Origin of the sequence: Methylomicrobium album BG8, from assembly GCF_000214275.2 — a bacterium.
Lineage (GTDB): Bacteria > Pseudomonadota > Gammaproteobacteria > Methylococcales > Methylomonadaceae > Methylomicrobium > Methylomicrobium agile.
Map to the genome: position 1 here is coordinate 2,074,682 of NZ_CM001475.1, position 25,944 is coordinate 2,100,625.

Below are 25,944 nucleotides of genomic sequence, written 5' to 3' on the forward strand. Positions count from 1 at the left end.
AAAAGGTCGGGCCGGTCGTCGAAAAATTGCGGTTGGTAGGGCCGAATGACTACACTATTATTCGAATTTTTTTAAAGGAGGTACGAATGTCCAAACCGTCGATCGTCGATGTCATAAAAAGTGTTTTGTCCGCCGCAATGGGGGTGCAAAGCGAAAAAAACAGGCAAAAAGATTTTATGCAAGGCTCGTTGCCGGCCTATCTGATAGCGGGGCTGATCTTTACGGTCGTTTTTGTTTCCGCGATCATTTTCCTGGTACGGATGGTTACCGGTTGACCGCTATCAAGGAATCCGGGACCCCGCCGCAAACTAAAAAGCTCAAGCATTGCTTGAGCTTTTTAGCGAGGCGGGCGGGGCCTTGTGGTGTTTTATTCGGGAGTTTTGAAGCTTTGCGAAATGCTGGTAAACATTTCCTTGATACCGCTAAACAGGTTGTGGATCGAAAAGGATTCTTTCGTAACGAACTTGAGCCGCACGAAGGCCACTGCGAGCACGCCGGCAAGCGGAGGCATCAGTTCGAAAAAGACCGACAGCAGATAACCGCCCACGCCCTGAAAGCCGCCCTGGTTTTTTCTGTCGCCGACACTGAGCAGGTCTCTTTCGTAATCGCCGCTGGACTCGCTGCCCCGGACCGCTTCCAGGATAAAGACGTTTGCCTGCACCAAGAGCATTTGCACGACAAAGAACACGCCGGCCGCGATCGCGACCCACATTAAAGGATTGCTGACTTTTGCTTTGTTAGCCGACTGATAAATCCAGATGACGGCCAACACCATTAAAATTCCACCTATCATAGTTACACCTTTATTATTTTCTTAATTATTATTTTTTCAGGAAGAAGTAATTGAAAGAACATTTGAGCACCATGCTGTCGGCGGTCTTTTCGACGGCTTTGCAGGTCTCGAATTTGCCGCGTCCCGGCGACACTTCTTTTTTCAGTACTCCATCCTCGACTATGTATTTTACTTCGATTCTCATCTCATTGGTACGGCCGAGCGAGTCGGTCGCAATCGTATGCAGGATGCCGTTGTCCGCAAAATCCCAGACGATATCGACGTTCTTCTTTTCGCCGTCCAGCTTTGCCGCTTCCGCATACAAATTCCATTTGCCTCGAATATCGCTGTCATCCTTCAACTGCACATCGGCGTTTGCCGTGAAAGACGCCAGCAAGGCTACCGATGATAATAAATAGTGGCGCATGAATCTATCCCCTCAGTCCGAATCTATTACACAGAATTTAAACTATACCACACTCGCTATCCGAGGACATACTGACGCGGTAAAAAGAATGCCGCAGGCCGGGGCCGGGCCGTTTATCCGTCATTAATCCTTGACTTTAATGGAGCCTAAAGTATCATGTGCATTCCTTGCTACTAATCTGGCAATTTCTAAAAAATATTTACAATTATAGGTAGGACTAATATGGGGTTCATCTTAGATTTGACTGAGACTTTGAAAACGCCTGCTGGCATTGTTGGTTTGCTGGTGGTGGTTGGCGCGGTGTATGCCCTGGTAAAATGGGTTTTCGCTCCACACCCGGACGACGAGCAGTAAATCTCTGTCTCAACCCGCTTAATCATTAATTATTAAGTATTTAGGCCGCCTGAACTGATCTCGAAATTATTGAGGATTAGAGGCGGCCTATTATTTTCAAACGTTCTTTCTTCCTTTCAGTCTGACGATTGTCCAGGATGGCTTTATAGCTTCCGGCAGGTCGTCGATTCCCCTCAGATTCCGGCTCCAAACCCGGCACAAGCGCCCGGCCGGGTCCGTTTGCCTTGACGAACCGGTGTCAAGCCGGTAGAAGGCTTGTCATTTGCTAACGAGTCGGGATAAAGTCTGCCTTTTATTCATTCCCGCCGGTTCTTCATGCCCGCAGAAACAAAACGAAAAGTCTTGGGACCCCCTTATGCGGAAGTCAGCGAAAGCCCTCCGCTTGTCGACCCGGCCAAAAGCCGTCGCCTGCGCGGGATACTGAACCCTGAAAATGCCGGCCGGCCGAAGCAGCCGGAGACGGTTCCCGTCGCCGTCGACCCCGATCATCCGTTTGATTTTCCCGAGGATGTGGCTGAAGACTTGCTGCGGGCACGAAGGGTTATCGATGAAGAGGTCGACCGGATCATGCGCTTTTTCCCCGAAGGTAGGAAAAAGAACCTATTTAAGTTAAGATTCGGCACCCTGGAGGAAATCCGGGCTATGGAGGTCCGGGCGATTTTCAAACGGTTGAAGCTCGATTCCCGGCGCGCGAATCTGAATCGATTGCAGAAGATCAATTATTACGGGCAGAAAGTTTCCTGACTGCGCCGAAAAAAGTGGCCTGGATTTTATGGGCGGCATATTTTTTCCGCCCTTACTCCGCGCTAGATGAGAAATCAATGATGCAAAAACATTTCATTATACTTTTCGTGCTGTCCGGGCTTTTATCGGGCTGTGCGGGACTTTACGAACAGCAGTATCCCGCTCCGATCCATGCGGGGCCCGCGCCGGTCTACCGACAGCCGCGCGCGCCTGTGGTGCAGCCGCCGGCTCCGGCTCAGATTCCCGAACCTACCGTGACAACGACACCGATTCCGGAATTCAATCAGCAGGTGACTCCTATCGAGCCGACGCCGATGACCGGCGGGACGGACGGAATGCTGCCGCCGTTGCCGGAGGCGGATGTCCCGGCCGTGACGGGCGGTGTCGAAGCGCCGCCGGTGTCTCCGGGCCCCGCAGTCAATGTCCCGGCGCCGGAAGCGTTCGTTCCGGCTCCTATCCCTTTTCAGCCGATAGAACCGTCCGCTTCGTCTTCGCCGGCCGTCGGCGCGCTGGTGACGGCCGCCAATCAGAGCAGCCGGTCGGGGAACCTGGATTCCGCGATAGCCACGATCGAGCGCGCCCGCAACATCGAGCCGAACAATGCCGGCCTCTATTACAAGCTGGCACTGTTACGATTGCAGCAGTCCAAACCGAAACAGGCCGAGGAGCTGGCGAAAAAAGCCGCGCTTCTGGCCGGCGGCGACCGATATCTGAAGAAGCACAGCTGGCTGCTGATCGCCCGCGCGCGCGAATTGCAGAAAGATTCCTCCGGCGCCAAGGCGGCGCGCGACAAGGCCGCCGGTTTTTAGCTTGGCGTTCCGATGCGGCGCGCGGCGCTGAAAACAGTCGCCGCTCGCCGCATTATCATCGATAATACGCGCTTATTTTGTTCGCGTAGCATTTCTTCTTTCCGTAATGAGACTGGAAAAAATCAAACTGGCGGGTTTCAAGTCGTTTGTGGACCCGACGACGATTCCGATCACCGGCAATCTGACCGCCATCGTCGGCCCGAACGGTTGCGGCAAATCGAACATCATCGACGCCGTGCGCTGGGTGATGGGCGAAAGTTCGGCCAAACACCTGCGCGGCGGGAACATGGCCGACGTGATTTTCAACGGTTCTGCGACCCGCAAACCGATCGGCACTGCCTCGGTCGAACTGATCTTCGACAATACGGAAGGCAAACTGGGCGGCGAATATGCCAATTACTCGACCATTTCGATCAAGCGCCAGGTCAGCCGCGACGGCCAGTCGCAGTTCACGCTGAACGGCTCGAAATGCCGGCGCAAGGACATCACCGACATTTTTCTGGGCACCGGCCTCGGAGCGCGCAGTTATGCGATCATCGAACAGGGCACCATTTCGCGGGTCGTCGAAGCGAAACCGGAAGATCTGCGTCTGCATATCGAAGAAGCGGCGGGCATTTCCAAATACAAGGAAAGGCGCCAGGAGACCGAATCCCGGATGCAGAATACCCGCGAAAATCTGGAGCGCCTGCAGGATCTTCGCGACGAAGTCGAAAAACAGCTGAAGCACCTGCAAAAACAGGCCGAGAAAGCCGAGAAATACACCGAACTGAAAAAGCAGGAACGCCAGTTCAAACTCGAATTGCTGGCGATGCGCTGGCAATCATACCAAGCGGCCGCGGCCGCGCTGGAGTCGGCGATGCAGGAAGCGGCGCACGAGCATAATCGGGTCTTCGTTGAATTGCGCGCGTTGGAAAGCGCGCTCGAAAGCAAGCGCGGCGATCATAAAAACCAGCAGCACAATCTGAATAAGGCGCAGGGTGATTATTACAGCGTGGTGGCGGAGGTCGGCAGCCTGGAGCAGGCGATCCGCCATAACGAACAATCCCATCGCGAAACCGAGACCGAGATCGACCGGGTAACGCGTCAGGCCGAACAGGCGCAGGGCGAGATCGATACGGACCGGGAGCAGCTCGAAACCCTGAAGCAGGCGAAACTGACCGCGGAAGAGGCTTTACAGATCGCCGAACAGCGTCAGGAAGAAAGCCTGCAATGGCAGCAGGGCGTACAGCAGAAGCAGAGCGACTGGCAGGCCGAGTGGGAAGTCTACCGGACCGAAAGCGCGCGCTATCAGGAACAGGCCGAGGTCGAACGGGTCAAATCCCGGCAGTTGCAGAACCAGAATCGGCAATTGCAGGCCCGCCGCGATCAATTGCAGGCCGAGCGCGACGAATTGTCCGGCAGCGAACTGGAAGACGAAATCGAGGCGCTGGCCGAGGAAATCGATCTGCTCGAAACGGACCGGGCCGAGCTGCACGAAAAGATCGAGGCCGCGCAACGGCTGAGCCGCGACCGCCGGGACGAGATCAAAAGCCTGCACGACACGTTGCACAAACAGCGCGCCGAACTGCACGGCATCCGGGGCAAGATCACTTCCCTGGAACTGCTTCAGCAGCATGCGATGGGCAAGGACAACAAGAAACTGAACGAGTGGCTGAACGCCATGCAGCTCGGCGGCAGCCGGCGGCTGGCCGAATGCCTGGACGTGCAGCCGGGCTGGGAAACCGCGGTCGAAACGGTGCTGGGCGGCTATCTGGAAGCGATCTGTGTCGAGGATGCCCAGCCGGTGGTGGCGGAATTGCCCCGCTTGCAGGGCGATTCGCTCGCCTTGTTCGAAACCGGTTTCCGGGTCAACTCCGAAGCGTTGCAGAACGGCGAACTTCTGACGGCCAAGGTCAAAGCATCTTGGGATTTGAACGCGATTCTTGCCGGCATTCATTGTGCCGAAGATACGGCGTCGGCCAGACATTTGGCCTTGTCGCTGAAGCCCTACGAATCGGTGATCACGCCGGACGGCGCCTGGTTCGGGCCGGGCTGGATCCGGATCATCCGCGCGCAGGACAGCAAGGCCGGCGTCCTGCAGCGCGAACGGGAACTGCGCCAGCTGAAGCAGCGACAGGAAGAATTACAGGCCGAAATCGCCGCTTTCGAGGAGCGCCTCGAAACCGCCGAGGACGATCTGAAGACCGCCGAGCGCAGCCGCGACACGCTGCAGCAGGAAGATAAAACGCTGCAAAGCCGGCTGACCCTGCGCAGCGCCGAGCATAGCGCCAAAACTGCGCGTTTCGAACAGCAGCAGCGCCGGATCGCTCAGCTGCGCCGCGAGCTGGAAGAGATCGACGCGCATATCGCCGAGAATGCCGAGCTGATCGCCGAGTCGGTCCAGTTGATGCAGGAGGCCGAACAGACGCTCGAAAAACAGGCGCAGCAAAAACATCAACTCGAAAGCGCGAGCCAGGATCTCTCCGGCCAGCAAAAATCGGCCGAACAGAGGGTGCATGACGCCCGGCAAAAAGTTTTCGCGCTGAAAACCCAGATCGAGTCGCTGCTGGCCTCCGAAAATCATACCGCGAAACAGATCGAACGCCTGGAATTGCAGTGTCGGCAACTGTTCGACCGAAAGGCCGAGCTGGAGGCAAAACTGCAGGATACCTTGAAGCCGATCGACGAAGAAAAACAGCAGTTGCAGGAACTGACGCTCGACCGCGAACGGCTCGACAAGCAACTGAAAACGCAGCGCGCATTACAGGAACAGGTCGAAGCCGATATTTCGCGGTTCTCGCAGGAACAGGTGCGACTGCAAAACGCACTCGAAAAACGTAAGGAAGCGCTCGACAAGATTCGCTACGAACTGCAGGAAAGCCGGGTGCGCCAGCAAACCGTCAACGAACAGCTGACCGAGATCGAAGCCGATGCGGATGAAGTGCTGAAGCAGTTGCGGGAAGGCGCCGAGGAGTCGGCCTGGAAGCAAAAAGTCGACGAACTGGCCCGGCAGATCGAACGCCTCGGCGCGATCAATCTGACCGCGATCGAAGAGTTCAAGGCGCAGACCGAACGAATGAATTTCCTGAATGCGCAGCATGCCGACCTGACGGAAGCGCTGCAGACCCTGGAATTGGCGATCAGCAAAATCGACAAGGAAAGCCGGCTGCGGTTCAAGGAAACTTTCGATAAAATAAACGGCGGCCTGCAGGAAAAATTTCCGAAATTGTTCGGCGGCGGCCAGGCCTACCTGGAACTCAGCGAAGAGGATCTGCTCGAATCGGGCGTGAACATCATCGCGCGGCCGCCCGGCAAGCGCAACAGCTCGATCCATCTCTTGTCCGGCGGCGAAAAGGCGCTGACCGCGGTCGCGCTGGTGTTTTCGATTTTCGATCTGAATCCGGCGCCTTTCTGCCTGCTCGACGAGGTCGATGCGCCGCTGGACGATGCGAATGTCGGCCGCTTTTCCAAAATGGTCGAGGAAATGTCGTCCTCGGTGCAGTTTTTATATATTTCGCATAACAAGGCCACGATGGAGATCGCGCACCAGTTGGCCGGTGTCACGATGAAAGAGCCGGGAGTCTCCCGGATGGTCGCGGTCGATTTAGAAGAAGCAGTCAGTCTGGCGGAAACCTGATGGATAAAGAATTATTGAGAATTGTGATCATTGCAACCGGCTTGATCATCATTACCGGGATGCTGGCATGGGCGTTCGTCAAAAGCAAGAAGTACCGGGACAGTCTGGAGGACGATTTCGAAGACGAAACGCCGCCGAAGTCCGGGGTTGCCCCGAGAAAGGCCATCGATGACGAGGACTTTCCCGGCACGTTGGAAGAGGAGGACGACAGGATGGCAGTTGCGTCCACAGCGGTTTCATCCGGCAAAACGGGCCGCTACCATGAGCCGGAGACCGAAGAGCCGGACGCTGAGGCGAATCCGGAAGCTGAGGACTCTGAAGACTATGACGAGCCGGAGCCGCGCTTTCCCGCGCCCAGCATCATTCAGTTCAGCGTCATCGCGAATCAGGACGAAGGTTTTAACGGTCTCGACCTCGCCCATGCGTTCGACCTCGCCGGCCTCGAATACGGCAATCTAAAAATTTACGAACGGCTCGACTCGAAACGCCTGGTGGATTTCGGCGTCGCCAGCATGCAGCCTCCGGGCACTTTCCCCGAGCACGATCTGGAAGACTTCTATTGCCCGGGCATTATCTTTTTCATGCAGCCCGGCGAGCTGGAAGACGCGGTGCCGGTATTCGACGACTTCGTGCAGACGGCCGTGTTCATGGCGGCCGAACTGGACGGCACTGTGCTCGACCACGAGCACAGGCCGTTGAGCGAGAAAACGGTGGAATTGATTCGCCGGAGCCTGTAATACTTATCGGAAAAATTTTGACGTAGGCGGATTTCTCGCCCGAGAGCGATGATCCGTCTGGCCTTTTTTGTTGCCGGTCAGTTCCATTGAATAAAAATCACACCCCACCCGAAGCCATCCTCAAAATCGCCGCCGAGGCGCGGCCCGACCGGTTATCCGACGACGAGCTGGTCGAATTTTTGAAGGTCTGCAACGAATATTACCGGCGCGGCGAACCGATCCTTTTGGATGCCGTGTACGATTTCGTGTTTCTCGAAGAGTTGCGCCGGCGCCATCCCGATCATCCTTATCTGGAAACGGTCGAGCCCGAAAAAGCGTTTGTCGGTAAAACGGTCGCGCTGCCCGAGATGATGCTGTCGACCGAGAAAGCCTACTCGAAGGAAGGCATCGAAAAATGGCTGCAGCGGGTCGAAAAAGCGGCGCAGGAACTGGGCATCGATTTCGAAGGGCTGCGTTTTCGAGCGACGCCGAAGCTGGACGGCTTTGCGGCTTACGACGACGGCAAAATGCTTTATACCCGCGGCGACGGCCGCAAGGGGACCGACATCAGCCGGGTGTTCGAGCGCGGCCTCGTGGTCGCCGGCGACGGCCGGCGCGGGCAGGGCGCCGGCGAGATCGTGGTGAACCAGCGTTATTTCGCGACGCATCTGGCCGATTATTTTGAAAATGCGCGTAATTTCCAGGCCAGCATCATCAAGGAAAAGGATCTCGAAGAACACGCGCTGGCGACGATTCAGAACCACGCCGCGGTGTTCTTTCCGTTTGCGCAGCTGCCGGACTGGCAAGGTTCGGTAAAAGAGATTCTGGAGCAGTTCGAGACGATTGTGCACGCGGTGCCGGCCAAGGTCGAGTACGATGTCGACGGGGTGATTTTCGAAGTGACCGATGTCCGGATCAGGCAGCACATGGGCGCGACGCGCCACCATCACCGCTGGCAGATCGCCTATAAAAACAATATCGAGACCGCGGTCGTCAAAGTGCTGCGGGTAACCCCGCAGACCTCGCGTTCCGGCCGGGTGAATCCGGTCGCCGAGCTGGAGCCGACCAAATTGAGCGGCGCGATGATCTCGCGCGCGACCGCGCACCATTACAAAATGGTGAAAGAAATGGGGATCGGCGAGGACGCGGTGATCGAATTGATCCGTTCGGGATTGGTGATCCCGAAAATCGAACGGGTCATCGTTCCGCAACCGCCGCAAATTCCGGAAACCTGTCCGAGTTGCGGTACCGCGCTGATCTGGGACAGCGATTATCTGTATTGCCCGAATCCGGTCCAGTGTCCGGCGCAAATCGAGAATACGATCGAGCATTTTTTCAGGACGCTCGGCAATATCGACGGTTTCGGCGAGAAGACGATCGAGAAACTGCATGCGGCAGGGATCCATTCGGTTTACCAAATCTACCAACTGGACCGGCAGTATTTGCAGCAGCTCGGTTTCGGGGAGAAAACCTCGCAGAATCTGCTCGATCAACTGGCCCGGAGCCGCCGGGATTCGATCGAGGACTGGCGCTTTCTCGGCGCTTTCGGCATTTACCGGATGGGGCTCGGCAACTGCGAGCGGCTTTTGCGGCATTTTCCGCTGCTGGCCATTTTCGACCTGACGTTGGACGACATCGTTTCGATCGAAGGCTTCGCACAGAAGACCGGCGAGGCGGTGATTGCGAATCTGGCGAAAATCAAGAACGATTTCATGCGAATTCATGCGCTCGGCTTCAATCTGGCCAGGACGCCGCTGCGCAGCGAGCAGGCGCAGCCCGCCAGCCCGATCGCGGGCAAAACGATCGTGTTCACCGGCACGATGACGCACGGTTCGCGCGAGGAGATGACGCGCGAAGCCAAGCGGCTGGGCGCGAAGGTCGCCAGCGCAGTCAGCGGCAAGACCGATTTTCTGGTGACCGGAGAAGATGTCGGCGCAGCGAAAATCAGCGCAGCCGCGGCAAAAGGGGTGAAGGTGATCAGCGAAGTCGAATATCTGGCGATGTTTGACTAATTTTTATTTACAAATTAGTGTGATATGAAATAAACTTCTAGCGAAGCAGGAGGATAAGGGAGCGTTAAGCTTGCCAGGGAAGAGGCGATGACCTGCGAATTGCCGGAGAGAGGCCATGCTGGAAAACGACTTGACGACGGATTTGATTGTGTTGGAAAGCCACATCAGTGGCCTGTTCGATTCCATCAGAAAAGGCAGCTCGATGTTGAAGGACTTCCAGACTTTCGAGATGCGCCTGTTCGATCAGAGTTCGCTGGGAGAAATGATCCGCTATATCCTGGACAGCGCGAAAGCCGTTTTCGATCTCGATCAGGTCACGCTCTGCCTGCTTGACGAGTCCGGTGAGTTGAGCCAGTTGCTCGCCGAAGAATCGTTCGATCCGGCGCATCATCGACGTCTGACTTTGCTGTGCGACAAGGAATTGTTCAGTGTAAAGTTCGGCTATGTCCTGCATTCCTACCTTGGGTCCTTCGTGCAGGAGCATTTCGGGCATTTTTTCGTTTCCGACGCTATTCCTTTGGCCCATATCGCGATTATTCCGTTGTACCAACGGGGAGAATACCTCGGCACGCTGAATTTGGGCAGCAGCCGGCCCGGCCGTTTTTTCGGCTCGATTACGGACGATTTTCTCGCCCATTTGAGCATGGTGGTCGGCATCTGCCTGGAGAATCGCCTGAATATCGAAACGATTCGCCGTACCAGTTATGTCGATACGCTGACCGGCGTCAACAACCGCCGTTTTCTCGAACAGCGGATCGGCGAGGAAGTTGCCCGCTGCCAGCGCAACAGCGATCCGTTGACCTGCCTGTTTCTGGATATCGACCATTTCAAATCGGTCAACGACAAATACGGCCATCTGGCGGGTGACAGCGTGTTATCGATCGTGGCGAAGGCGATCAAAAACCAGCTCAGGAATAATGACGTGCTGGCCCGTTACGGCGGCGAGGAATTCGTGGTTTTATTGAGCAATATCGATCAGTCGACCGGTTGTGAAATCGCCGAACGGATTCGGAGAAATGTGCAGTCTCTCAAAATCACTTTCAGCGAAATCACGATACCTGTGACGCTTTCCATCGGACTGACGACCTATCGTTCCGATCGCAGGGATCCGTTGACGATCGCCGAAGCCGCTTCATGCTTGATCAACACCGCCGATTCCGCTTTGTACCAGGCCAAAAATAATGGTCGCAACCGGATCGAATACCACGACATTCCGCGGGACCGGCCGTTTGCGCTGCTAAAGGCTTGAGCCGATGCGCTATTTGATGTCGATCGACCAAGGGACCAGCAGTTCGCGCTGCATTCTCTACGATCCGGAGGGCAGGCCCGCAGCCGTCGCCCAACAGGCGTTCAGGCAGATTTTTCCACAAGCGGGCTGGGTCGAACACGATCCCGAAACCATCTGGCAGAGCCAGTCCTCGGTATGCCGCGAGGCGATGCAGCGGCTCGATTTGGGCCCGGAAGCGATTGCCGGGATCGGAATCGCCAATCAGCGCGAAACGACGGTCATCTGGGACAGGCAGACAGGCAAGCCGATTTACAACGCGATCGTCTGGCAGGACCGGCGCACCGCCGGGCAGTGCGCGCGCTTGCAGGCGGCCGGCTGGGAAGACAGGGTGCGGGCAAAAACCGGCCTGCTGCTCGACCCGTATTTTTCCGCGACCAAGATCCGCTGGATTCTCGATCATGTGGACGGCGCGCTCGACCGGGCGCGGCAGGGCAGGCTGGCGTTCGGCACCGTCGATACCTGGCTGGTCTGGAAAATGACGCGGGGCGAACTGCACATCACCGATGTATCGAATGCGTCGCGTACGCTGCTTTTCAATATCGAAACCCTCCGTTGGGACGAAGAATTGCTTGACCTGTTCGGAATTCCGGCGGCCTTGCTGCCCGAAGTCAGACCGTCGAGCGAATACTACGGCCTGACGCGCAGCGAGGAGATCGGCGCAGGCATGCCGATTGGCGCTGTCGTCGGCGACCAGCAGGCCTCCCTGTTCGGGCAACTGTGCGTCGAGCCGGGCATGGCCAAGTGCACCTACGGCACCGGCTCGTTTCTGGTGATGAATACCGGCGCCGAAAAAATTCTCTCGAAGCATCGGCTGTTGACCACGGTCGCCTGGCAGATCGGCGGCCGGGTCGACTACGCGCTGGAAGGCAGCGTTTTTGTCGGCGGCGCGGCCATTCAGTGGCTGCGCGACGCCCTGCATCTGCTCGGCTCGGCCGCCGACAGCGAAATGCTGGCAACCTCGGTCGGCGATAACGGCGGTGTTTATTTCGTGCCCGCCTTCACCGGGCTCGGCGCGCCGGATTGGGATCCGGACGCGCGCGGAGCGATCTTCGGGCTGACCCGCGGTACAACCGCGGCGCATATCATCCGCGCCGCGCTGGAAAGCATGGCTTTTCAGGTCGACGATATTTTACGGATTCTGTCCGAGGACAGCGGCAGGCCGGTCAGCCAGTTACGGATCGACGGAGGCGCGGCGGCCAATCAATTTCTCGCCCGGTTTCAGAGCGATATTTCCGGGCTCGAAGTGGTCCGCCCGGCGCATCTCGAAACGACCGCGCTGGGCGCGGCCTATCTGGCGGGGATTGCCACGGGGGCATGGACCTTGGATCAACTGGCCGATAAATGGCGGGCCGATCGCTCCTTTGAGGGCACTATGCCGGCCGGCGTGCGGGAAGCTCATAAAAAACAATGGCGCAAGGCCGTCGAGAGCGTCAAGGGATGGAGAGGCCCGTAAAGGCCGACGAGCGGGAGAGCGGCATATTGCTATTCTTGGCAAGAAAGCGGATTATAGCCCGGCTAACCGCGAACGGCATAAAAAGAAAGATGGATTCTGGTTTATTATGGTGTTCAGCGCTATTCTCGACTCAATTATCGGCGTGATGGGAGTCATCTCAATCACTGGTGAAAACCCGCTTTAAGCCTTTTTTCGTAGAAGACTCATGCGTAAAACAATCTTCCTGGCTGTCTTGCCAATCGCGATAACCGCCATGCAGTTGGCCGGTTGCGGCAATTCCACCCACCCGCAAGATACGATCAAAGTGGGGCTGATCGTCGAATTGACGGGCGACATGCCCGCGGTCGGCGCTTCGTCCAGAAATGCTGCCGAACTGGCGGTCGGCGAAATCAATGCCGCCGGTGGAATCGCGGTCGGCGGCAAAACTTACCCGGTCGAGCTTGTCATCGAGGATAACGCTTCCAAACCCGACCAATCGGTGGCCGCGGCCAATAAACTGATCAGCCAGGACAACGTGGTCGCGATTATCGGCCCGAATGCCAGTCTCGGTGCGATTCCCGCCGCCGAGATCGCCGAGTTCAACAAGACGTTGTTGATCACGCCCTGGTCAACCAATCCGAAGACGACGCTGGACACGAGCAGTGGCAAACCGAAGTCCTATGTATTTCGCGCCTGTTATACCGATCCGTTCGAAGGCCGGGTGCTGGCCCGGTTCGCGACCGAAAAGCTGGGCGCGAAAAAGGCCGCCGTGTTTTACGATGTGGCCTCCGAGGCGCCGAAGAGCCAGGCCGATCTGTTCCGTCAAACCTTTGCGGAGTTGGGCGGGCAGATCGTGGCTTTTGAAACATACACGACCGGCGACCGCGATTTTTCCGCGCAGTTGACCAAGATCAAGAGCGCAGGCCCCGATATTGTCTTTCTGCCCGCCTATTACAACGATGTCGGCCTGATCGCCCAGCAGGCGCGCCGTGCGGGCATCAAGCAACCGTTGGTCGGCTCCGACGCCTGGAGCAGCCCGGAACTGATCAAGCTGGCGGGCGGGGCGGTGGAAGGTGATTATTTCGCGAACCATTACGCGGCCGATATTGCGACGCCGGCCGCGAAAAAATTCATCGATGCCTATGCCGGCAGGTACGGCAATACGCCGGACGACGTCGCCGCACTGACCTATGATGCGATGGGCCTGTTGTCCGCAGCACTGAAAAAATCGCCCGTACTCGATCGCAAGGCGGTCCGTGATGCGATGGCCGCGGTGGCCGACTATGAAGGGGTGACCGGTATCATCAAGTTTGCTCCCGGTTCCGGCGACCCGGTCAAGAGCGCGGTGATCATGCAGGTGAAAGGCGACAAGTTCGTCTGGGTAATGAACGCGGCGCCATGAAGTACAGGATCGGATATAGGGTCCGAGGACCGAGGCTTTGAACGAAGCGCTGATCTACTGGTTGCAACAAGGGTTGAACGCCTTGCAATTGGGCGGAATCTACGCGTTGATCGCGCTGGGTTACACGATGGTTTACGGCATCCTGGCCATGATCAACTTCGCGCACGGCGATGTGTTCATGATCGGCGCATTTTTCTGTTTTCTGCTGTCGACTCAGCTCGGTTTGAGCTTTGTGCCGACCTTGTTGCTGACGATGTTGGGGACCGGGCTGCTGGGCGTCGTGATCGAACGGCTTGCCTATAAACCGTTGCGCCAGGCACCGCGCGTTTCGGCCATCATTACCGCGCTGGGCGTCGGGCTGTTTCTGGAGAACTTCACGCTGGCGCTGTCGCCCTATCCGAAGCACATCCCGACCTTATTGGGAAACGTCACCTGGAACCTGTACGGTCTTTCGCTTTCGTCAATACAACTGGTCATCATCAGCCTGTCGCTGGTATTGATCGGATTGCTTGACACCATCGTGTATCGTACCCGGATCGGAATGGCGATGCGCGCAATTTCCTGGGACAAGACCTATGTGCCTCTGATGGGCATCCCGGTCGATCGGATCATCTCGATCACTTTCGCGATCGGCGCCGGACTCGCGGGCGCGGCGGGTTCGATGTACGCGCTGGCCTATCCGGTGATCGATCCGTACATGGGGATATTGGTCGGCTGGAAGGCGTTTATTTGCGCAGTCGTGGGGGGTATCGGCAATATTCGCGGCGCGATGGTCGGCGCTTTTATCCTCGGTAGCGTCGAGATCATGGTGGTGGCCTTTTTGCCGTCGACCTTCCGCGATTTCGTCGCGTTCACGCTGCTGATGCTGTTGATCATCGCCCGGCCCTACGGGATTTTGGGCAAGCCGCGCGTCCAGAAAGTATGATCGCCAAAGTTAGCGTTCATTGGAACAGGCTGCTGGAGCGGCGCTGGCTCGTTCCCGTTCTGCTCGCGAGCGGCTTGGTTCTGGCTTTCCTGGTTCCGGAGTACCATCTGCTCAGCGTTTACGCGCAGTTGATCCTGATGTACGTCGGCATCAATATCATCCTGGCCGTCAGCCTGAATCTGGTGAATGGCTACATGGGCGAGTTTTCCCTGGCGCATGCCGGCTTCATGGCCATAGGCGCCTATACCTCGGCCGTGTTGACGATGAAGGTGCTGCCCGCGGCCGATTTTCCGCTGCTGTTTCCGTTGGCGGTGCTGGCCGGCGGTGCGGCGGCCGCGGTCTTCGGCTTGATCGTCGCGGTTCCCTCGTTCAAGGTCAGAGGCGACTATCTGGCCATCATTACCCTGGCGTTCCTGATGATCGTGAAATCCGCGATCGAGAATATCGACTTCGTCGGCGGCCCGCGCGGCCTTTCCGGCATTCTGCGGCTGACGACCTTGCCTTGGGTCTTTTTCTGGACCGTGGCGCTGGTCTGGCTGGTCCGCAATTTTGTCTATTCCAACTACGGGCGCGGGGTGATGTCGATTCGCGAGGACGAAATCGCGAGCGACCTGATGAGCGTGAATACCCGGCAGGTGAAATTTTTCGCCTTCATGCTGTCGTCGTTCTGTGCGGGCATTGCCGGCGCGCTGTTCGCGCATCTGTTGCAATTCATCAGCCCCCGGGTTTTCGATATCGCCAAGTCCACCGAAATCCTGATTATGGTCTACTTGGGCGGCATCGCGTCGATCGGCGGCTCCATCCTCGGCGCGACGCTTTTCACTGTGCTGCTGGAGTTGTTGCGGCCGTCGACGATGGCGTCGCTGTTGTCCTGGCTGCCTGCGGCGGTATTCAATCCCCTGAACGAGCACTTCATCAGCCATCTCGGCGTGTGGCGGATGGTGATCATGCCCTTGGCGCTGATTCTGGTGATGCTGTACTGGCCGCGCGGCATGATGGGGCTGCGGGAATACCGTGGTTTCGTTCCAGAACGGGATAAGGATGCTCATCGTCACACGCTTCCCGAAGCAGGTTTACATGAACATCCTGAAAGCGACTAAGGTGGGACATCGGTTCGGCGGCCTGCGCGTGGTCGAGGATTTCAATCTGGAACTCTACGAGGGCGATTTGGTCGGCGTGATCGGTCCCAACGGCGCCGGCAAGACGACCGTCTTCAACCTGATCACCGGCGTCTACCGGGCCAGTTCGGGCAGTATCCGCTTCAAAGGCACCGAACTGGTGGGAAAGACTCCGAATCAGATTGCCGCGTTGCACATCGGCCGCACTTTTCAGAACATTCGCTTGTTCCGCGATTTGTCGGTTCTGGACAATGTCCGGATCGCGCATTATTCGCAGGTTGATTACACGCCTTGGGAGGCATTGCTGCACTTGGGGCGCTTCCGGCGCGAAGAACAGCGCGTGATCGATCATGCGCGCGAGCTGCTGGCGATCTTCAAGCTGGAACATCTGGCTGGAGAAAAAGCGAAGAATCTGCCTTACGGTTTGCAGCGCCGGCTGGAAATCGCGCGCGCACTGGCAATTTCGCCGGAACTGCTGCTGCTCGACGAGCCGGCCGCCGGTATGAATCCGAGAGAAATCGATCAACTGATGGAATTGATTCTGTGGGTTCGTCGCGAATTCAAACTGACGATTCTGCTGATCGAGCATCAGATGAAGCTGGTCATGGGCATCTGCGAACGGATCCAGGTGCTGGATTTCGGTGTGACCCTGGCCGAAGGACCACCGAAACTGATCCAGAACCATCCCCGGGTTCTGGAAGCTTATCTGGGCGAGGTTCCGGTTAAATGAGACAGGCGTCGATTCGGCAGGCCGGCCCGCAACTGGAAGTGCGGAATCTAGAGGTCCGTTACAACGGCATTCAGGCTTTGCACGGGGTATCGTTCAAGGTCAACCGGGGGGAAATCGTTACATTGATCGGTGCGAACGGCGCCGGTAAAAGTTCGATTCTGCGGGCCATTTCGGGCCTCATCCGATTTACCGGCGACATCGTTTTCGACGGAAGTGATCTTGGGCCGATCCCGGCACATTCAATCGTAGGACTCGGAATCGCGCATGTGCCGGAGGGCCGGGGCATTTTCGGCAACCTGACCGTGCAGGAAAATCTTCATCTGGCGACCTGGCAGCGCCAGGGCAAAGGCGAGGTCGAAGCCGATTACGACAGGGTGTTTGCGCTGTTTCCGCGGCTCAAGGAGCGCCGGCAGCAGCCGGCGGGTACTTTGTCGGGGGGCGAACAGCAAATGCTCGCGGTGGGGCGCGCGCTGATGAGCCGGGGCCGCCTCCTGCTGCTGGATGAGCCTTCCATGGGCCTGGCGCCGCGGCTGGTTCAGGAAATTTTCCGCATTATCGAAGACATCAACCGGACCGGCACCACAATCCTGCTGGTGGAACAGAATGCGAACATGGCGTTGCGGATAGCGCATCGGGCTTATGTGCTGGAGACGGGCAGGGTGGTACTGGCCGGGACAGGTCTGGAATTGTCGGATAATCCTCGCATCAAGGAAGCGTATTTGGGGGCTTGAGCGCCTGGAGGCACTTGGGCTGCCATTAAGTTAATAAGAACGTCGAGTCGGCCTTGCGTGGAGTCCAAAGCTTGCTTTGGAAAAATCGCTAAGTCGGCCAAAGCAAGCTTTGGACTCTATTTTTTCTTAGAGGCTGTCTGGCAAAACAAGATTTTGTAAAATCAAGATTTTTTATTGTCATCTTGGAAATGGGATACAAAAGCGATCTGACGGATGCGGAATGGGCCTTAATAGAACCAGATTTTCAGCCTCGGAGCCGCCGAGGAAGGAGCCATAAACATGCCAAGAGGACGGTCATCAACGCGATTCTATATGTCGTCAAAGGCGGTATTGAGTGGCGGATGATGCCCAACGACTTTCCGCCCTGGCAAACGGTTTATGACCATTTCAGTAAATGGAATAAACGCGGCGTTTGGGAGGCCTGTTTGGATCGCTTGGTCGCCTATCGCCGTGAGCAGGTCGGCCGCGCAGCTGAACCGAGTTATGGCATCATTGATGCACAAAGCGTAAAAACCGTCTACGCCAGTGAAGAACGCGGTATCGATGGCGGCAAGAAGGTCAAAGGGCATAAACGTCATATTGTTGTGGATATCTTGGGTAACCTCTTGTTTGTCATGGTCCATGCCGCTAACCTCAGCGACACGAAAAGTGCCTGCGAGATCTTGGAGAGAACAATTGATAAATGGCCCTTATTGAAAGCTTTTTCGGCCGATGCCGGCTATGGCGGCACGGCGGTAACCTTCTGCACTGAAGTCTTGAACAGGCCTTTACATATCTCCAGGAAAATCAAAGATGGCTGGGCGGTGCTGCCGAAACGGTGGGTGGTTGAACGTACTTTTTCATGGCTTGGCAATTTTCGCCGCCTCTCTAAAGATGTCGAAATTCTCACGGCCACTTCCGAAAACATGATTCGTATCGCCATGCTTAAAATAACGCTTGCATAATGCGTTTAATGTTTTGCCAGACAGCTTCTTAAGTTAATGGCAGTGGGGCATTTCGATGCGTAGCCTTGTCTGCCGACATTACAATATCACCTTGAGTATGGCGCGGCGTTTTGAAAGCGCGCCATAAACCCTGCTTTAAACCGAATTTTAAGATATAATCACGAGATTTTTACTGCATATCGTGAGTGTACCGTGGCGAGTTCGAATTACGATGTTTCGACGTTTCAGGGATTGATTCTGGCCCTGCAGGAATACTGGGCCAAGCAAGGCTGTGTGCTGCTGCAGCCTTTGGATCAGGAAGTGGGGGCGGGGACTTTTCATCCGGCGACCTTTCTTCGCGCGATCGGCCCCGAACCCTGGAATACGGCCTATGTCCAGCCTTCGCGCCGGCCGACCGACGGACGCTTCGGCGAGAACCCGAACCGCCTGCAGCATTATTACCAGTACCAGGTGATCCTGAAGCCTTCGCCCGACAACATTCAGGAACTCTATCTCGATTCCCTGCGTTACCTGGGCTTCGATCTGCTCGAACACGACATCCGCTTCGTCGAGGATAACTGGGAGTCGCCGACGCTGGGCGCCTGGGGGCTCGGTTGGGAGGTCTGGCTGAACGGGATGGAAGTGACCCAGTTTACCTATTTCCAGCAGGTCGGCGGCCTCGAATGCCGGCCGGTAACCGGCGAAATCACTTACGGGATGGAACGGCTGGCGATGTATTTGCAGGGCGTGCAGAGCGTGTTCGATCTGGTCTGGACGCGTACTCCGCACGGCGTGGTGAGTTACGGTGACGTATTCCATCAGAACGAGGTCGAAATGTCTGCGTTCAATTTCGATTATGCGAACGTCGATTTTCTGTTCAAATGCTTCGACACCTACGAACAGGAATGCCAGAAATTGATCCAGGCAAACTTGCCGTTGCCGGCCTACGAAATGGTGCTGAAGGCGTCGCATACGTTCAATTTGCTCGATGCGCGGCACGCGATTTCGGTTACCGAGCGCCAGCGCTATATTTTGCGGGTCAGAAATCTGGCCAAATCGGTCGCCGAGGCCTACTACCAGCGCCGTGAATCGCTGGGCTTTCCGATGCTGGCCGGACAGGGAGAATCAAGATGAGCGAAACCAGACATTTACTTTTCGAATTGGGTTCGGAAGAGCTGCCGCCGAAGAACCTGCTGAATCTGGCCCAGGCGCTGCAAAACGGCATCGTCGCGGGATTGAACGAGGCTGGCCTGGCGTTTTCAGGCAGCCGGTTTTATGCGACACCGCGGCGTCTTGCGGTTTTGATCGAGCATCTCGATACCGCACAGCCAAACAAGACGGTCGAAAAGCGCGGTCCGGCGCTGCAGGCCGCTTATGCGCCGGACGGCAGCCCGAGCAAGGCCGCACTGGGATTCGCGGCCAGTTGCGGCACCACCTTCGATCAGTTGCAGGAGCTGAAAACCGACAAGGGTGCATGGCTTTCCTATACCCAGGAGGTCGAAGGGCAGGCTACCGAAAAATTGATTCCTGACATCATCCGCAAAAGTTTGGCTATGCTTCCGATAGCCAAACGGATGCGCTGGGGCAGCTTCACGACCGAATTCGTCAGGCCCGTGCACTGGGCCGTGCTGCTGTTCGGCGAACAGGTGATCGAGGCCGAGATTCTGGGCCTGACGACCGGCCGCGCTACGCAAGGCCACCGCTTTCATGCGCCGGAGCAATTGACGGTTGCAAGCCCCGAGGCTTATGTAGAAACGCTGCATGAGAAGGGCAGGGTGATCGCCGATTTCGAAGCCAGGAAAACGCTCATCCGCGAGGCCGCGAACAAGGCCGCCGCGCAGGTAAACGGCATCGCGCATATCGAGGACGATCTGCTCGATGAAGTCGCTGCGCTGAATGAATGGCCGGTGCCGGTCACCGGCAATTTCGATCCGCGCTTTCTGGAATTGCCGGCCGAAGTGCTGATCACGACGATGCAGACCAACCAGAAATATTTTCCGGTGAAGAGCCGGGACGGCGCGCTGCTGCCGCATTTCATTACGTTCAGCAACATCGAGAGCAAGCGCCCCGAGTCGATCCGGCGCGGCAACGAGCGCGTGATCACCCCGCGACTGACCGACGCCGAATTTTTCTGGAGACAGGATCGCAAGAAACCTTTGGCCGAGCGTGTCTTGAGCATGGCTAACATCGTGTTCCAGGAAAAACTGGGCACGGTTGCGGACAAGACCGAACGCGTGATCAAGCTGGCCGAGGTGATTGCGAATTTGTTGCAGGCCGATGTCGAACAGGCCAAGCGCGCCGCGTTGCTCGCCAAAACCGACCTGTTGACCGACATGGTCGGCGAATTCGGCAATCTGCAGGGCATCATGGGCCGTTATTACGCGCTGGCGGACGGCGAGCCGGCCGAAGTGGCGCAGGCGATCGAAGAGCATTATCTGCCGAAGCAGGCCGGCGGTCCGACGCCGGGCAGCGCAACCGGCCGGATCGTCGCGCTGGCGGACAAGATCGACACCTTGTGCGGCATTTTCAGCACCGGACTGATTCCGACCGGCGACAAGGATCCTTATGCGCTCCGGCGCACGGCGATCGGCGTGCTCCGGATCATCGTCGAAAACCGCCTGCCGCTGAATATCCGCGATCTGATCGACGTTGCGCTGGGCCAGTTCACGCATGCGTTCGACGTCGAGGCGACGCGTGCGCTGGTGAGCGATTTCGTGTTCGACCGGCTGAAGGGCTACTGCCTGGATCAGGGCTACTCGGCCGATGAGTTCGAGGCGGTGATGGCGGTCAATCCGTCCGAGCCGCTCGACTTCGTTCAGCGCCTGGCCGCGGTCAAAGCGTTCCGGCAGTTGCCGCAGGCCGAAAGCCTTTCGGCCGCGAACAAACGCATCCGCAATATCCTGAAAAAATCGGAGACGGCGCCTGCCGCTTCGGTCGGAACGCTCGCCGAAGCGCAGGAACAGCGTCTGTTTGAAGCGGCCAACAGCGCGGCGGAGGCGATCCAGCCGCTTTTGGCGCAGCGCGATTACCAGGGCACGCTGAGCCGGCTCGCGCAGCTGGAGCCTGTGGTCAACGATTTTTTCGATCATGTGATGGTAATGTGCGACGATCCCGAATTGCGCGCGAACCGGCTGGCGTTGCTGACGCTGTTGTCCGAACAGTTTTTGACTTGCGCGGACATCTCGAAACTGCAGTCTTGATCGGAGACCGGCGCCCCATCGATGAAGCAACAGAATATCCGAGCGGCGAGAAAATTCCGGCTTTTCGCCGGTTCCGCAGCCTCAGGTCGAAGCGGCCCGGCTTGAAACATGGCGCATAACCGTTATGTACTGCTCGACCGGGACGGCGTGATCAACGAGGACTCCGACGCGTTCATCAAGTCGCCGGAAGAATGGCGGCCGATTCCGGGAAGCCTGGAGGCGATCGCGCTGCTGGGCAGCCACGGCTTCAAGGTCGTGGTGATCACGAACCAGTCCGGCATCGCGCGCGGGTTGTTCGATCTCTCCATGCTGGAGCGCATCCACCGGAAGATGCGCCGCCTGGCTGCCGAAAACGGCGGCGCGATCGAGGCGATATATTACTGTCCGCACGGCCCTGAAGACGATTGCGACTGCCGCAAGCCGAAAGCGGGGCTGATCAGAGCCTTCGCGGCGGAGCATCGGGCCGATCTGCACGATGCGGTGCTGGTCGGCGATTCGCTGCGCGACATTCAGGCCGCCGAAGCGGCCGGCATCCGGCCGATCCTGGTCAAGACCGGCAAAGGCCGGAAAACGCTGGCCGCGAACCCCCATTTGAAAATCCCGGTTTTTGACAATTTATATGACGCTGCAAACGCCCTCGTCTCGGGGCAGGAACTTTAAGGTTTATTTCGGTTCGACGCTGCTGTTCATCGGCATGACGCTGTCGCTGTTCGTGATCTGTCCCCTGGTGCTGATGGCGATTGTGCTGCCTTTCCGGATCCGTTACCGGATCGCCGGGCTCTGGATCAAATGGGTGCTGTGGCTCGCTAAAGCATGCTGCGGGATCGACCATAAAATCGAAGGGATGGAACACATCGACCCGAGCCGGACTTCGATCGTGCTGAGCAAGCACCAGTCGGCCTGGGAGACGATCGCTTATCGCGATTTTCTGCCGATGCATTCGGTTTTGCTGAAGCGGTCGCTGCTTTGGCTGCCGCTTTGGGGGTGGGCGATGGCAACATTGAAACCGATTGCGATCGACCGCAAAAATCAGCGTGCGGCGCTGCGTAAATTGCTCGATAAAGGCACAGAGAATTTAAAGGCCGGCCTCTGGGTGGTCATTTTTCCGGAAGGCACCCGTACCGCGCCCGGCGAAGTCAAAAAATTCAATGCCGGCGGGGCGATGCTGGCGCAGCAATCGGGATATCCGGTCGTGCCGATTGCGCATAACGCCGGCGTTTACTGGCCGCGTTACAGCTTTTTGAAATATCCGGGTACGATCAAGGTCAAAATCGGTCCTCCGATCGAAAGCAAAGGGCGCAAGGCCGCCCATATCAATGCCGAGGCCGAAGCCTGGATTGCCGAGGCGATGAAGGAACTTTAAAAAAGCGGGTCGAAAGCACGGGGCGTAAAAACTGCAAGTTGCTTCTTATGCCGGTTTTTCTGGTTTTCCATTGGTTTATAAAACAATCACTCAAGGTTTAACTGAATGAAAAAGATTTTACTCATCTCGATTTCCGCTTTGCTCGCCGTGGGTTGCGCCGAGAAAGGCGAATATGAAGCGGCGGTTTTGGAGGAAATAAAAAAGGAACAGGAGGTGAAGGACTATCACATCGATCCGGAAAAAATGACCGATTGTGTCGTCGACACCACGACCCAGCACATGCCCGGCTTTGCCGAGTTCGATCCCGAACGCCGTACCGCCTATAAAAACTACACCAAAATGCTGACGTTGATGAAGTCGGCAGACCCGAAGAAAACGCTGGATGAGTTGCGTAAGGATTTCGGTTCACCGAAAGCCCTGGCCGATGCCCACAACAATTTCACCGAAAGCCTGATGAACTGCTATTCGGCCATCATGATTCAGTCCGAGCCCGAAGAAGAGGGAAAAGGGGCTCAGGAAGAGGCGAAACCGAATGCCGAACCGGCAAAAAGCGATACCGAACCGGCTCAGCCGGCGCCTGTCGAATCCGGGAAAAAATAAATCCTGCCTGGAGATCGGTTCGACGGTATTCTGCCGTCATCGGCGGGATAACCTCCGGCTTAAGTCGCCGCGACCCAAATCGAGTTCAAACGCAGCAATTTCTTGAGCCGCGCCGAGTGGGCGCTGGCTGCCTCCCTGGTAGCGAAGCCGGGCACGCTGAGCCGGTACCAAATGGAATGATTGATATCGATTTTCCTCACTTTGACCGGAATCCCTTTTCGCTTCAATTCCGCGGCTTTTTTTCTGGCATCGTCCATCTGTCTGAAGGCGGCCAAGTTAACCGACCACGGGCCGCCGGCGGTTCCTGTGACGGGTTTGTCCGGATAGCTTTCCGAAGCTTTTTGCGGTGCGGCGCTTTGGGCCGGTTGAACCGGTAAAACACGGGTTTTGCGGACGGAAGGTTCGGAAATTTTTCGGGCCCCGCCGGCCGCCGGCGGGGCGGCGACATGAAGCGGCCCGGTTTCCGGAGAAGCCGGTGCCCGGACCGCGGCCGATTGGTTTCCCGGTTTTTGCGGGCTTTCATCGATAAAGGCACTGGGCGTATCGGCGCTGTCCCCGACCGTCTGTTTACCGTTGTCGAGCTTTTCGCTCAAGCCGTCTAGGTCTTCTTTCATGATCGACTGCATGTCTTGCAGTTTAATCAGTTCGGCACGTGTCTGAACGGCTAGGTAGCCGAGGTATGAAGCCGCACATAAGGCGGCGAGCGACAGCAACATCGCCGCATAGGAAAGGCGGCGGGTATTCGAGGCTTTGGCTTCAAGCCGCGCGATACGTTGCAGGAGGTCTTCCGGCGCCGAGGGCAGACGGCTCTCTTCCCCGGCATGCAGCGGTGCGTCAGGGGCGATGCCTCGTTCCGGAATGAAAGCGTCTGCTTTAAATGGGGAGAAGGGAGTTTCGACAGACGGATTCGCATCGCCCAATGCCGTCGTTTCATTTCCGGGTGGATGATGCGGAATGGCGTCCGGTTCCGGCTCTCGGTCAAGGGGAGGGCGGCAGTCTTTGAATGCGGCGCGGTTGACAAAGGACGTTTCTTCCGGATCGGGTTTGGGAATGGGGAATGCCGGGGCGGCCGGCGCGAAAGCTTCATCCTTTTCGGCGGGCAAGGCGAAAATGTCATGAAGCGTGCCGGCAGATTCGGGTGCCGGATGGCGCAAGGCGGAGGCCGTGTGCTCGTCAGCAATAGGCGCAAGCGCATCCTGGCCCGGGAGCGGTTCAATATTTACGGATGCCGCTTGGTACGGCGGCGGATCCGGGGCTAGCTCGACGTCGGCGAGCGGCGAGCCGATATCCACCGGTTCGACATATTCGTCATCGTCGGCTTGCAGTACGGTCAGGGCCTCGTCTTCACCGAACGCATCGAAGGGCGGGACAACGTCCTGAGGGATCGGTAACGTCCGGTCATCGACTACCGTCCGCGCGGAAACGTTTTCATCGGCGTCGAAACCCGTATTGATCAGCAGCCGGTCGATCGCATCTTCGTCATCATCCAGATCGGTCAACGGCTCAATGACCGGATCGACTTCGGCGATATTCGGTTCGACGCGGTAGCGTCCTTCTTTAGACTTTTTGTTTAAAAGCTCTGTCATTGGGGGGCTCTTTGGTAGTAATATAACGCTCATTTTTCCGGCTAGTTTATTGCTTGGCGAGGAAAAAATCCAATATCTTTCATTTGTTTAATCAATAGGAGTTTGAAGCTAAGCGGATGTATTTTTTGCCACAGTATTTTTGCCCCTTATCGCCCTCAGCCGATAAACCGAAGAGAAAAATATGCAATTAGCCGTTACCGTATTGGGACATAACCGGAGCTTATTCATCAGCGAAATATTGTCCGCAGTCCGCGATTGCAAATGCGGTATTGTAGAAGTTCGCTACAGCAGACTGGAACAGGCGCATGCCGCCTATTTGCTGATCCAGGGTAACTGGAACCAAATCGCCAAGATCGAAAATGCCCTGGAAGCGGTCGAGAAGCGCCTGGACATCAAGGTCCATATGCTGAGGCCCGAACATCAGCACAGAGAAAAAGATTTTCTGCCTTATTCCCTCGAAACGTTATCGGTCGACCGCGACAACATCATCGAAGCGGTATCGTCCTTCCTGGACTCGCACGGAATCGAAATCGAGGAGGTGTCGGGCAGTTCGTATCAGGCGCCGTACATTTCGACTTCGGTGTTCACCACCAAATTCATCGTGCTGATCCCGCCGGAAGTCCGCTTGCTGCCGTTGCGCGAGGAATTTCTGGATTTCTGCGATCAACTGAATATCGACGCCATTCTCGAACCGATTAAACGTTAGGAGCCGGATATGACACCTTTAACGCTCGGCAGCGCCGCGCCCGATCTCGAAATTCAGTCTACCGGCGGCAAAACGGTTAGATTGACCGACTACGCGGGGCGGAACATCGTGCTGTATTTTTATCCGAAGGACAATACGCCGGGCTGCACGCAGGAAGGCGGCGATTTCCGCGATCTGAGCGAGCGCTTTGCCGCGCTGGATACGGTCGTTTTCGGTGTGTCGCGTGATTCGGTCAAGATGCATGAAGGCTTCAAGTCCAAGCAGGCGTTTCCGTTCGAGCTGTTGTCCGACCCTGACGAGAGGCTCTGCGGCCTGTTCGACGTGATCGGGATGAAGAACATGTACGGCAAGCAGGTTCGCGGTATCGAGCGCAGCACGTTTTTGTTCGACCGCCGTGGAATGCTGGTGCGCGAATGGCGTAAAGTGAAGGTCAAGGACCATGCACGGGAAGTGCTGCTGGCGGTGGAAGGACTGAACTGAATTCAGCCCG

Annotated in this window: 25 protein-coding genes; 22 read left to right on the forward strand and 3 right to left on the reverse strand. The window is 57.0% G+C overall.

Annotation, left to right across the window (positions count from 1 at the left end; genetic code table 11):
• The first annotated feature begins 86 nt into the window (after window positions 1-86).
• Window positions 87-275 (forward strand): DUF2970 domain-containing protein, encoded by a 189-nt coding sequence (locus METAL_RS08960; protein WP_005371601.1) that lies wholly within the window; start codon window positions 87-89, stop codon window positions 273-275.
• Window positions 276-367: 92 nt separating this feature from the next.
• On the opposite strand, the gene METAL_RS08965 is transcribed toward METAL_RS08960, so the two are convergent.
• Complete coding sequence (locus METAL_RS08965) at window positions 368-793, reverse strand: hypothetical protein (RefSeq protein WP_005371603.1); 426 nt, start codon at window positions 791-793, stop codon at window positions 368-370.
• Window positions 794-821: 28 nt separating this feature from the next.
• Window positions 822-1,199, reverse strand: coding sequence for a hypothetical protein (locus METAL_RS08970; RefSeq protein WP_005371605.1), 378 nt, complete (start codon window positions 1,197-1,199; stop codon window positions 822-824).
• A gap of 222 nt (window positions 1,200-1,421) precedes the next feature.
• On the opposite strand from METAL_RS08970, the gene METAL_RS21845 reads away from it, so the two are divergent.
• From METAL_RS21845 to METAL_RS09060, 19 genes are all read left to right on the forward strand, one after another.
• Entirely contained in the window at window positions 1,422-1,553 is a 132-nt protein-coding gene (locus METAL_RS21845) for a hypothetical protein (RefSeq protein WP_005371608.1), read from the forward strand.
• Window positions 1,554-1,895: 342 nt separating this feature from the next.
• Window positions 1,896-2,297 carry a hypothetical protein gene (locus tag METAL_RS08975; RefSeq protein WP_031431586.1) on the forward strand — a complete coding sequence of 134 codons (402 nt, stop codon included), beginning with the start codon at window positions 1,896-1,898 and terminating at the stop codon, window positions 2,295-2,297.
• A gap of 77 nt (window positions 2,298-2,374) precedes the next feature.
• Entirely contained in the window at window positions 2,375-3,106 is a 732-nt protein-coding gene (locus METAL_RS19925; protein ID WP_005371613.1) for a tetratricopeptide repeat protein, read from the forward strand.
• Between the two features lie 106 nt (window positions 3,107-3,212).
• Entirely contained in the window at window positions 3,213-6,722 is a 3,510-nt protein-coding gene (smc, locus tag METAL_RS08985) for a chromosome segregation protein SMC (protein WP_005371615.1), read from the forward strand.
• The gene (locus METAL_RS08990) at window positions 6,722-7,459 is read left to right on the forward strand and encodes a cell division protein ZipA C-terminal FtsZ-binding domain-containing protein (protein WP_005371616.1); all 738 of its coding nucleotides are present in this window, start codon (window positions 6,722-6,724) and stop codon (window positions 7,457-7,459) included. The genes smc and METAL_RS08990 overlap by 1 nt, the downstream gene beginning before the upstream one ends.
• An 86-nt stretch (window positions 7,460-7,545) precedes the next feature.
• Window positions 7,546-9,450, forward strand: a complete 1,905-nt coding sequence (locus tag METAL_RS08995; protein ID WP_005371617.1) for a helix-hairpin-helix domain-containing protein — start codon at window positions 7,546-7,548, stop codon at window positions 9,448-9,450.
• A gap of 115 nt (window positions 9,451-9,565) precedes the next feature.
• Complete coding sequence (locus METAL_RS09000) at window positions 9,566-10,699, forward strand: GGDEF domain-containing protein (protein WP_005371618.1); 1,134 nt, start codon at window positions 9,566-9,568, stop codon at window positions 10,697-10,699.
• A gap of 4 nt (window positions 10,700-10,703) precedes the next feature.
• Entirely contained in the window at window positions 10,704-12,191 is a 1,488-nt protein-coding gene (gene glpK / locus METAL_RS09005) for a glycerol kinase GlpK (protein ID WP_005371619.1), read from the forward strand.
• A gap of 205 nt (window positions 12,192-12,396) precedes the next feature.
• Window positions 12,397-13,572: an ABC transporter substrate-binding protein gene (locus tag METAL_RS09010; RefSeq protein ID WP_005371620.1), complete on the forward strand. Its 1,176-nt coding sequence runs from the start codon at window positions 12,397-12,399 to the stop codon at window positions 13,570-13,572.
• Window positions 13,573-13,609: 37 nt separating this feature from the next.
• A complete protein-coding gene (locus METAL_RS09015) occupies window positions 13,610-14,497 on the forward strand; it encodes a branched-chain amino acid ABC transporter permease (protein ID WP_005371622.1) in 888 nt (295 codons plus the stop codon).
• Complete coding sequence (locus METAL_RS09020; protein ID WP_005371624.1) at window positions 14,494-15,597, forward strand: branched-chain amino acid ABC transporter permease; 1,104 nt, start codon at window positions 14,494-14,496, stop codon at window positions 15,595-15,597. The genes METAL_RS09015 and METAL_RS09020 overlap by 4 nt, the downstream gene beginning before the upstream one ends.
• Window positions 15,575-16,345 carry an ABC transporter ATP-binding protein gene (locus tag METAL_RS09025; RefSeq protein ID WP_040578314.1) on the forward strand — a complete coding sequence of 257 codons (771 nt, stop codon included), beginning with the start codon at window positions 15,575-15,577 and terminating at the stop codon, window positions 16,343-16,345. The genes METAL_RS09020 and METAL_RS09025 overlap by 23 nt, the downstream gene beginning before the upstream one ends.
• On the forward strand, window positions 16,342-17,076 hold the full coding sequence (locus METAL_RS09030; RefSeq protein WP_005371627.1) for an ABC transporter ATP-binding protein: 735 nt from the start codon (window positions 16,342-16,344) through the stop codon (window positions 17,074-17,076). The genes METAL_RS09025 and METAL_RS09030 overlap by 4 nt, the downstream gene beginning before the upstream one ends.
• Before the next feature lie 188 nt (window positions 17,077-17,264).
• Entirely contained in the window at window positions 17,265-18,020 is a 756-nt protein-coding gene (locus METAL_RS09035; protein ID WP_005371631.1) for an IS5 family transposase, read from the forward strand.
• A gap of 192 nt (window positions 18,021-18,212) precedes the next feature.
• A complete protein-coding gene (gene glyQ / locus METAL_RS09040; RefSeq protein WP_005371633.1) occupies window positions 18,213-19,133 on the forward strand; it encodes a glycine--tRNA ligase subunit alpha in 921 nt (306 codons plus the stop codon).
• Window positions 19,130-21,199, forward strand: coding sequence for a glycine--tRNA ligase subunit beta (gene glyS, locus METAL_RS09045; protein ID WP_005371634.1), 2,070 nt, complete (start codon window positions 19,130-19,132; stop codon window positions 21,197-21,199). The genes glyQ and glyS overlap by 4 nt, the downstream gene beginning before the upstream one ends.
• Before the next feature lie 108 nt (window positions 21,200-21,307).
• The gene (gmhB, locus tag METAL_RS09050) at window positions 21,308-21,859 is read left to right on the forward strand and encodes a D-glycero-beta-D-manno-heptose 1,7-bisphosphate 7-phosphatase (RefSeq protein ID WP_005371636.1); all 552 of its coding nucleotides are present in this window, start codon (window positions 21,308-21,310) and stop codon (window positions 21,857-21,859) included.
• On the forward strand, window positions 21,819-22,562 hold the full coding sequence (locus tag METAL_RS09055) for a lysophospholipid acyltransferase family protein (RefSeq protein WP_005371638.1): 744 nt from the start codon (window positions 21,819-21,821) through the stop codon (window positions 22,560-22,562). The genes gmhB and METAL_RS09055 overlap by 41 nt, the downstream gene beginning before the upstream one ends.
• Before the next feature lie 105 nt (window positions 22,563-22,667).
• Entirely contained in the window at window positions 22,668-23,162 is a 495-nt protein-coding gene (locus METAL_RS09060; protein WP_005371640.1) for a hypothetical protein, read from the forward strand.
• A gap of 59 nt (window positions 23,163-23,221) precedes the next feature.
• On the opposite strand, the gene METAL_RS09065 is transcribed toward METAL_RS09060, so the two are convergent.
• Window positions 23,222-24,748, reverse strand: a complete 1,527-nt coding sequence (locus METAL_RS09065; protein WP_005371642.1) for an SPOR domain-containing protein — start codon at window positions 24,746-24,748, stop codon at window positions 23,222-23,224.
• Window positions 24,749-24,929: 181 nt separating this feature from the next.
• On the opposite strand from METAL_RS09065, the gene METAL_RS09070 reads away from it, so the two are divergent.
• A complete protein-coding gene (locus METAL_RS09070; RefSeq protein ID WP_005371644.1) occupies window positions 24,930-25,454 on the forward strand; it encodes a glycine cleavage system transcriptional repressor in 525 nt (174 codons plus the stop codon).
• 9 nt (window positions 25,455-25,463) lie between these two features.
• Window positions 25,464-25,934 carry a peroxiredoxin gene (locus METAL_RS09075; RefSeq protein ID WP_005371646.1) on the forward strand — a complete coding sequence of 157 codons (471 nt, stop codon included), beginning with the start codon at window positions 25,464-25,466 and terminating at the stop codon, window positions 25,932-25,934.
• The last annotated feature ends 10 nt before the right edge of the window (window positions 25,935-25,944 follow it).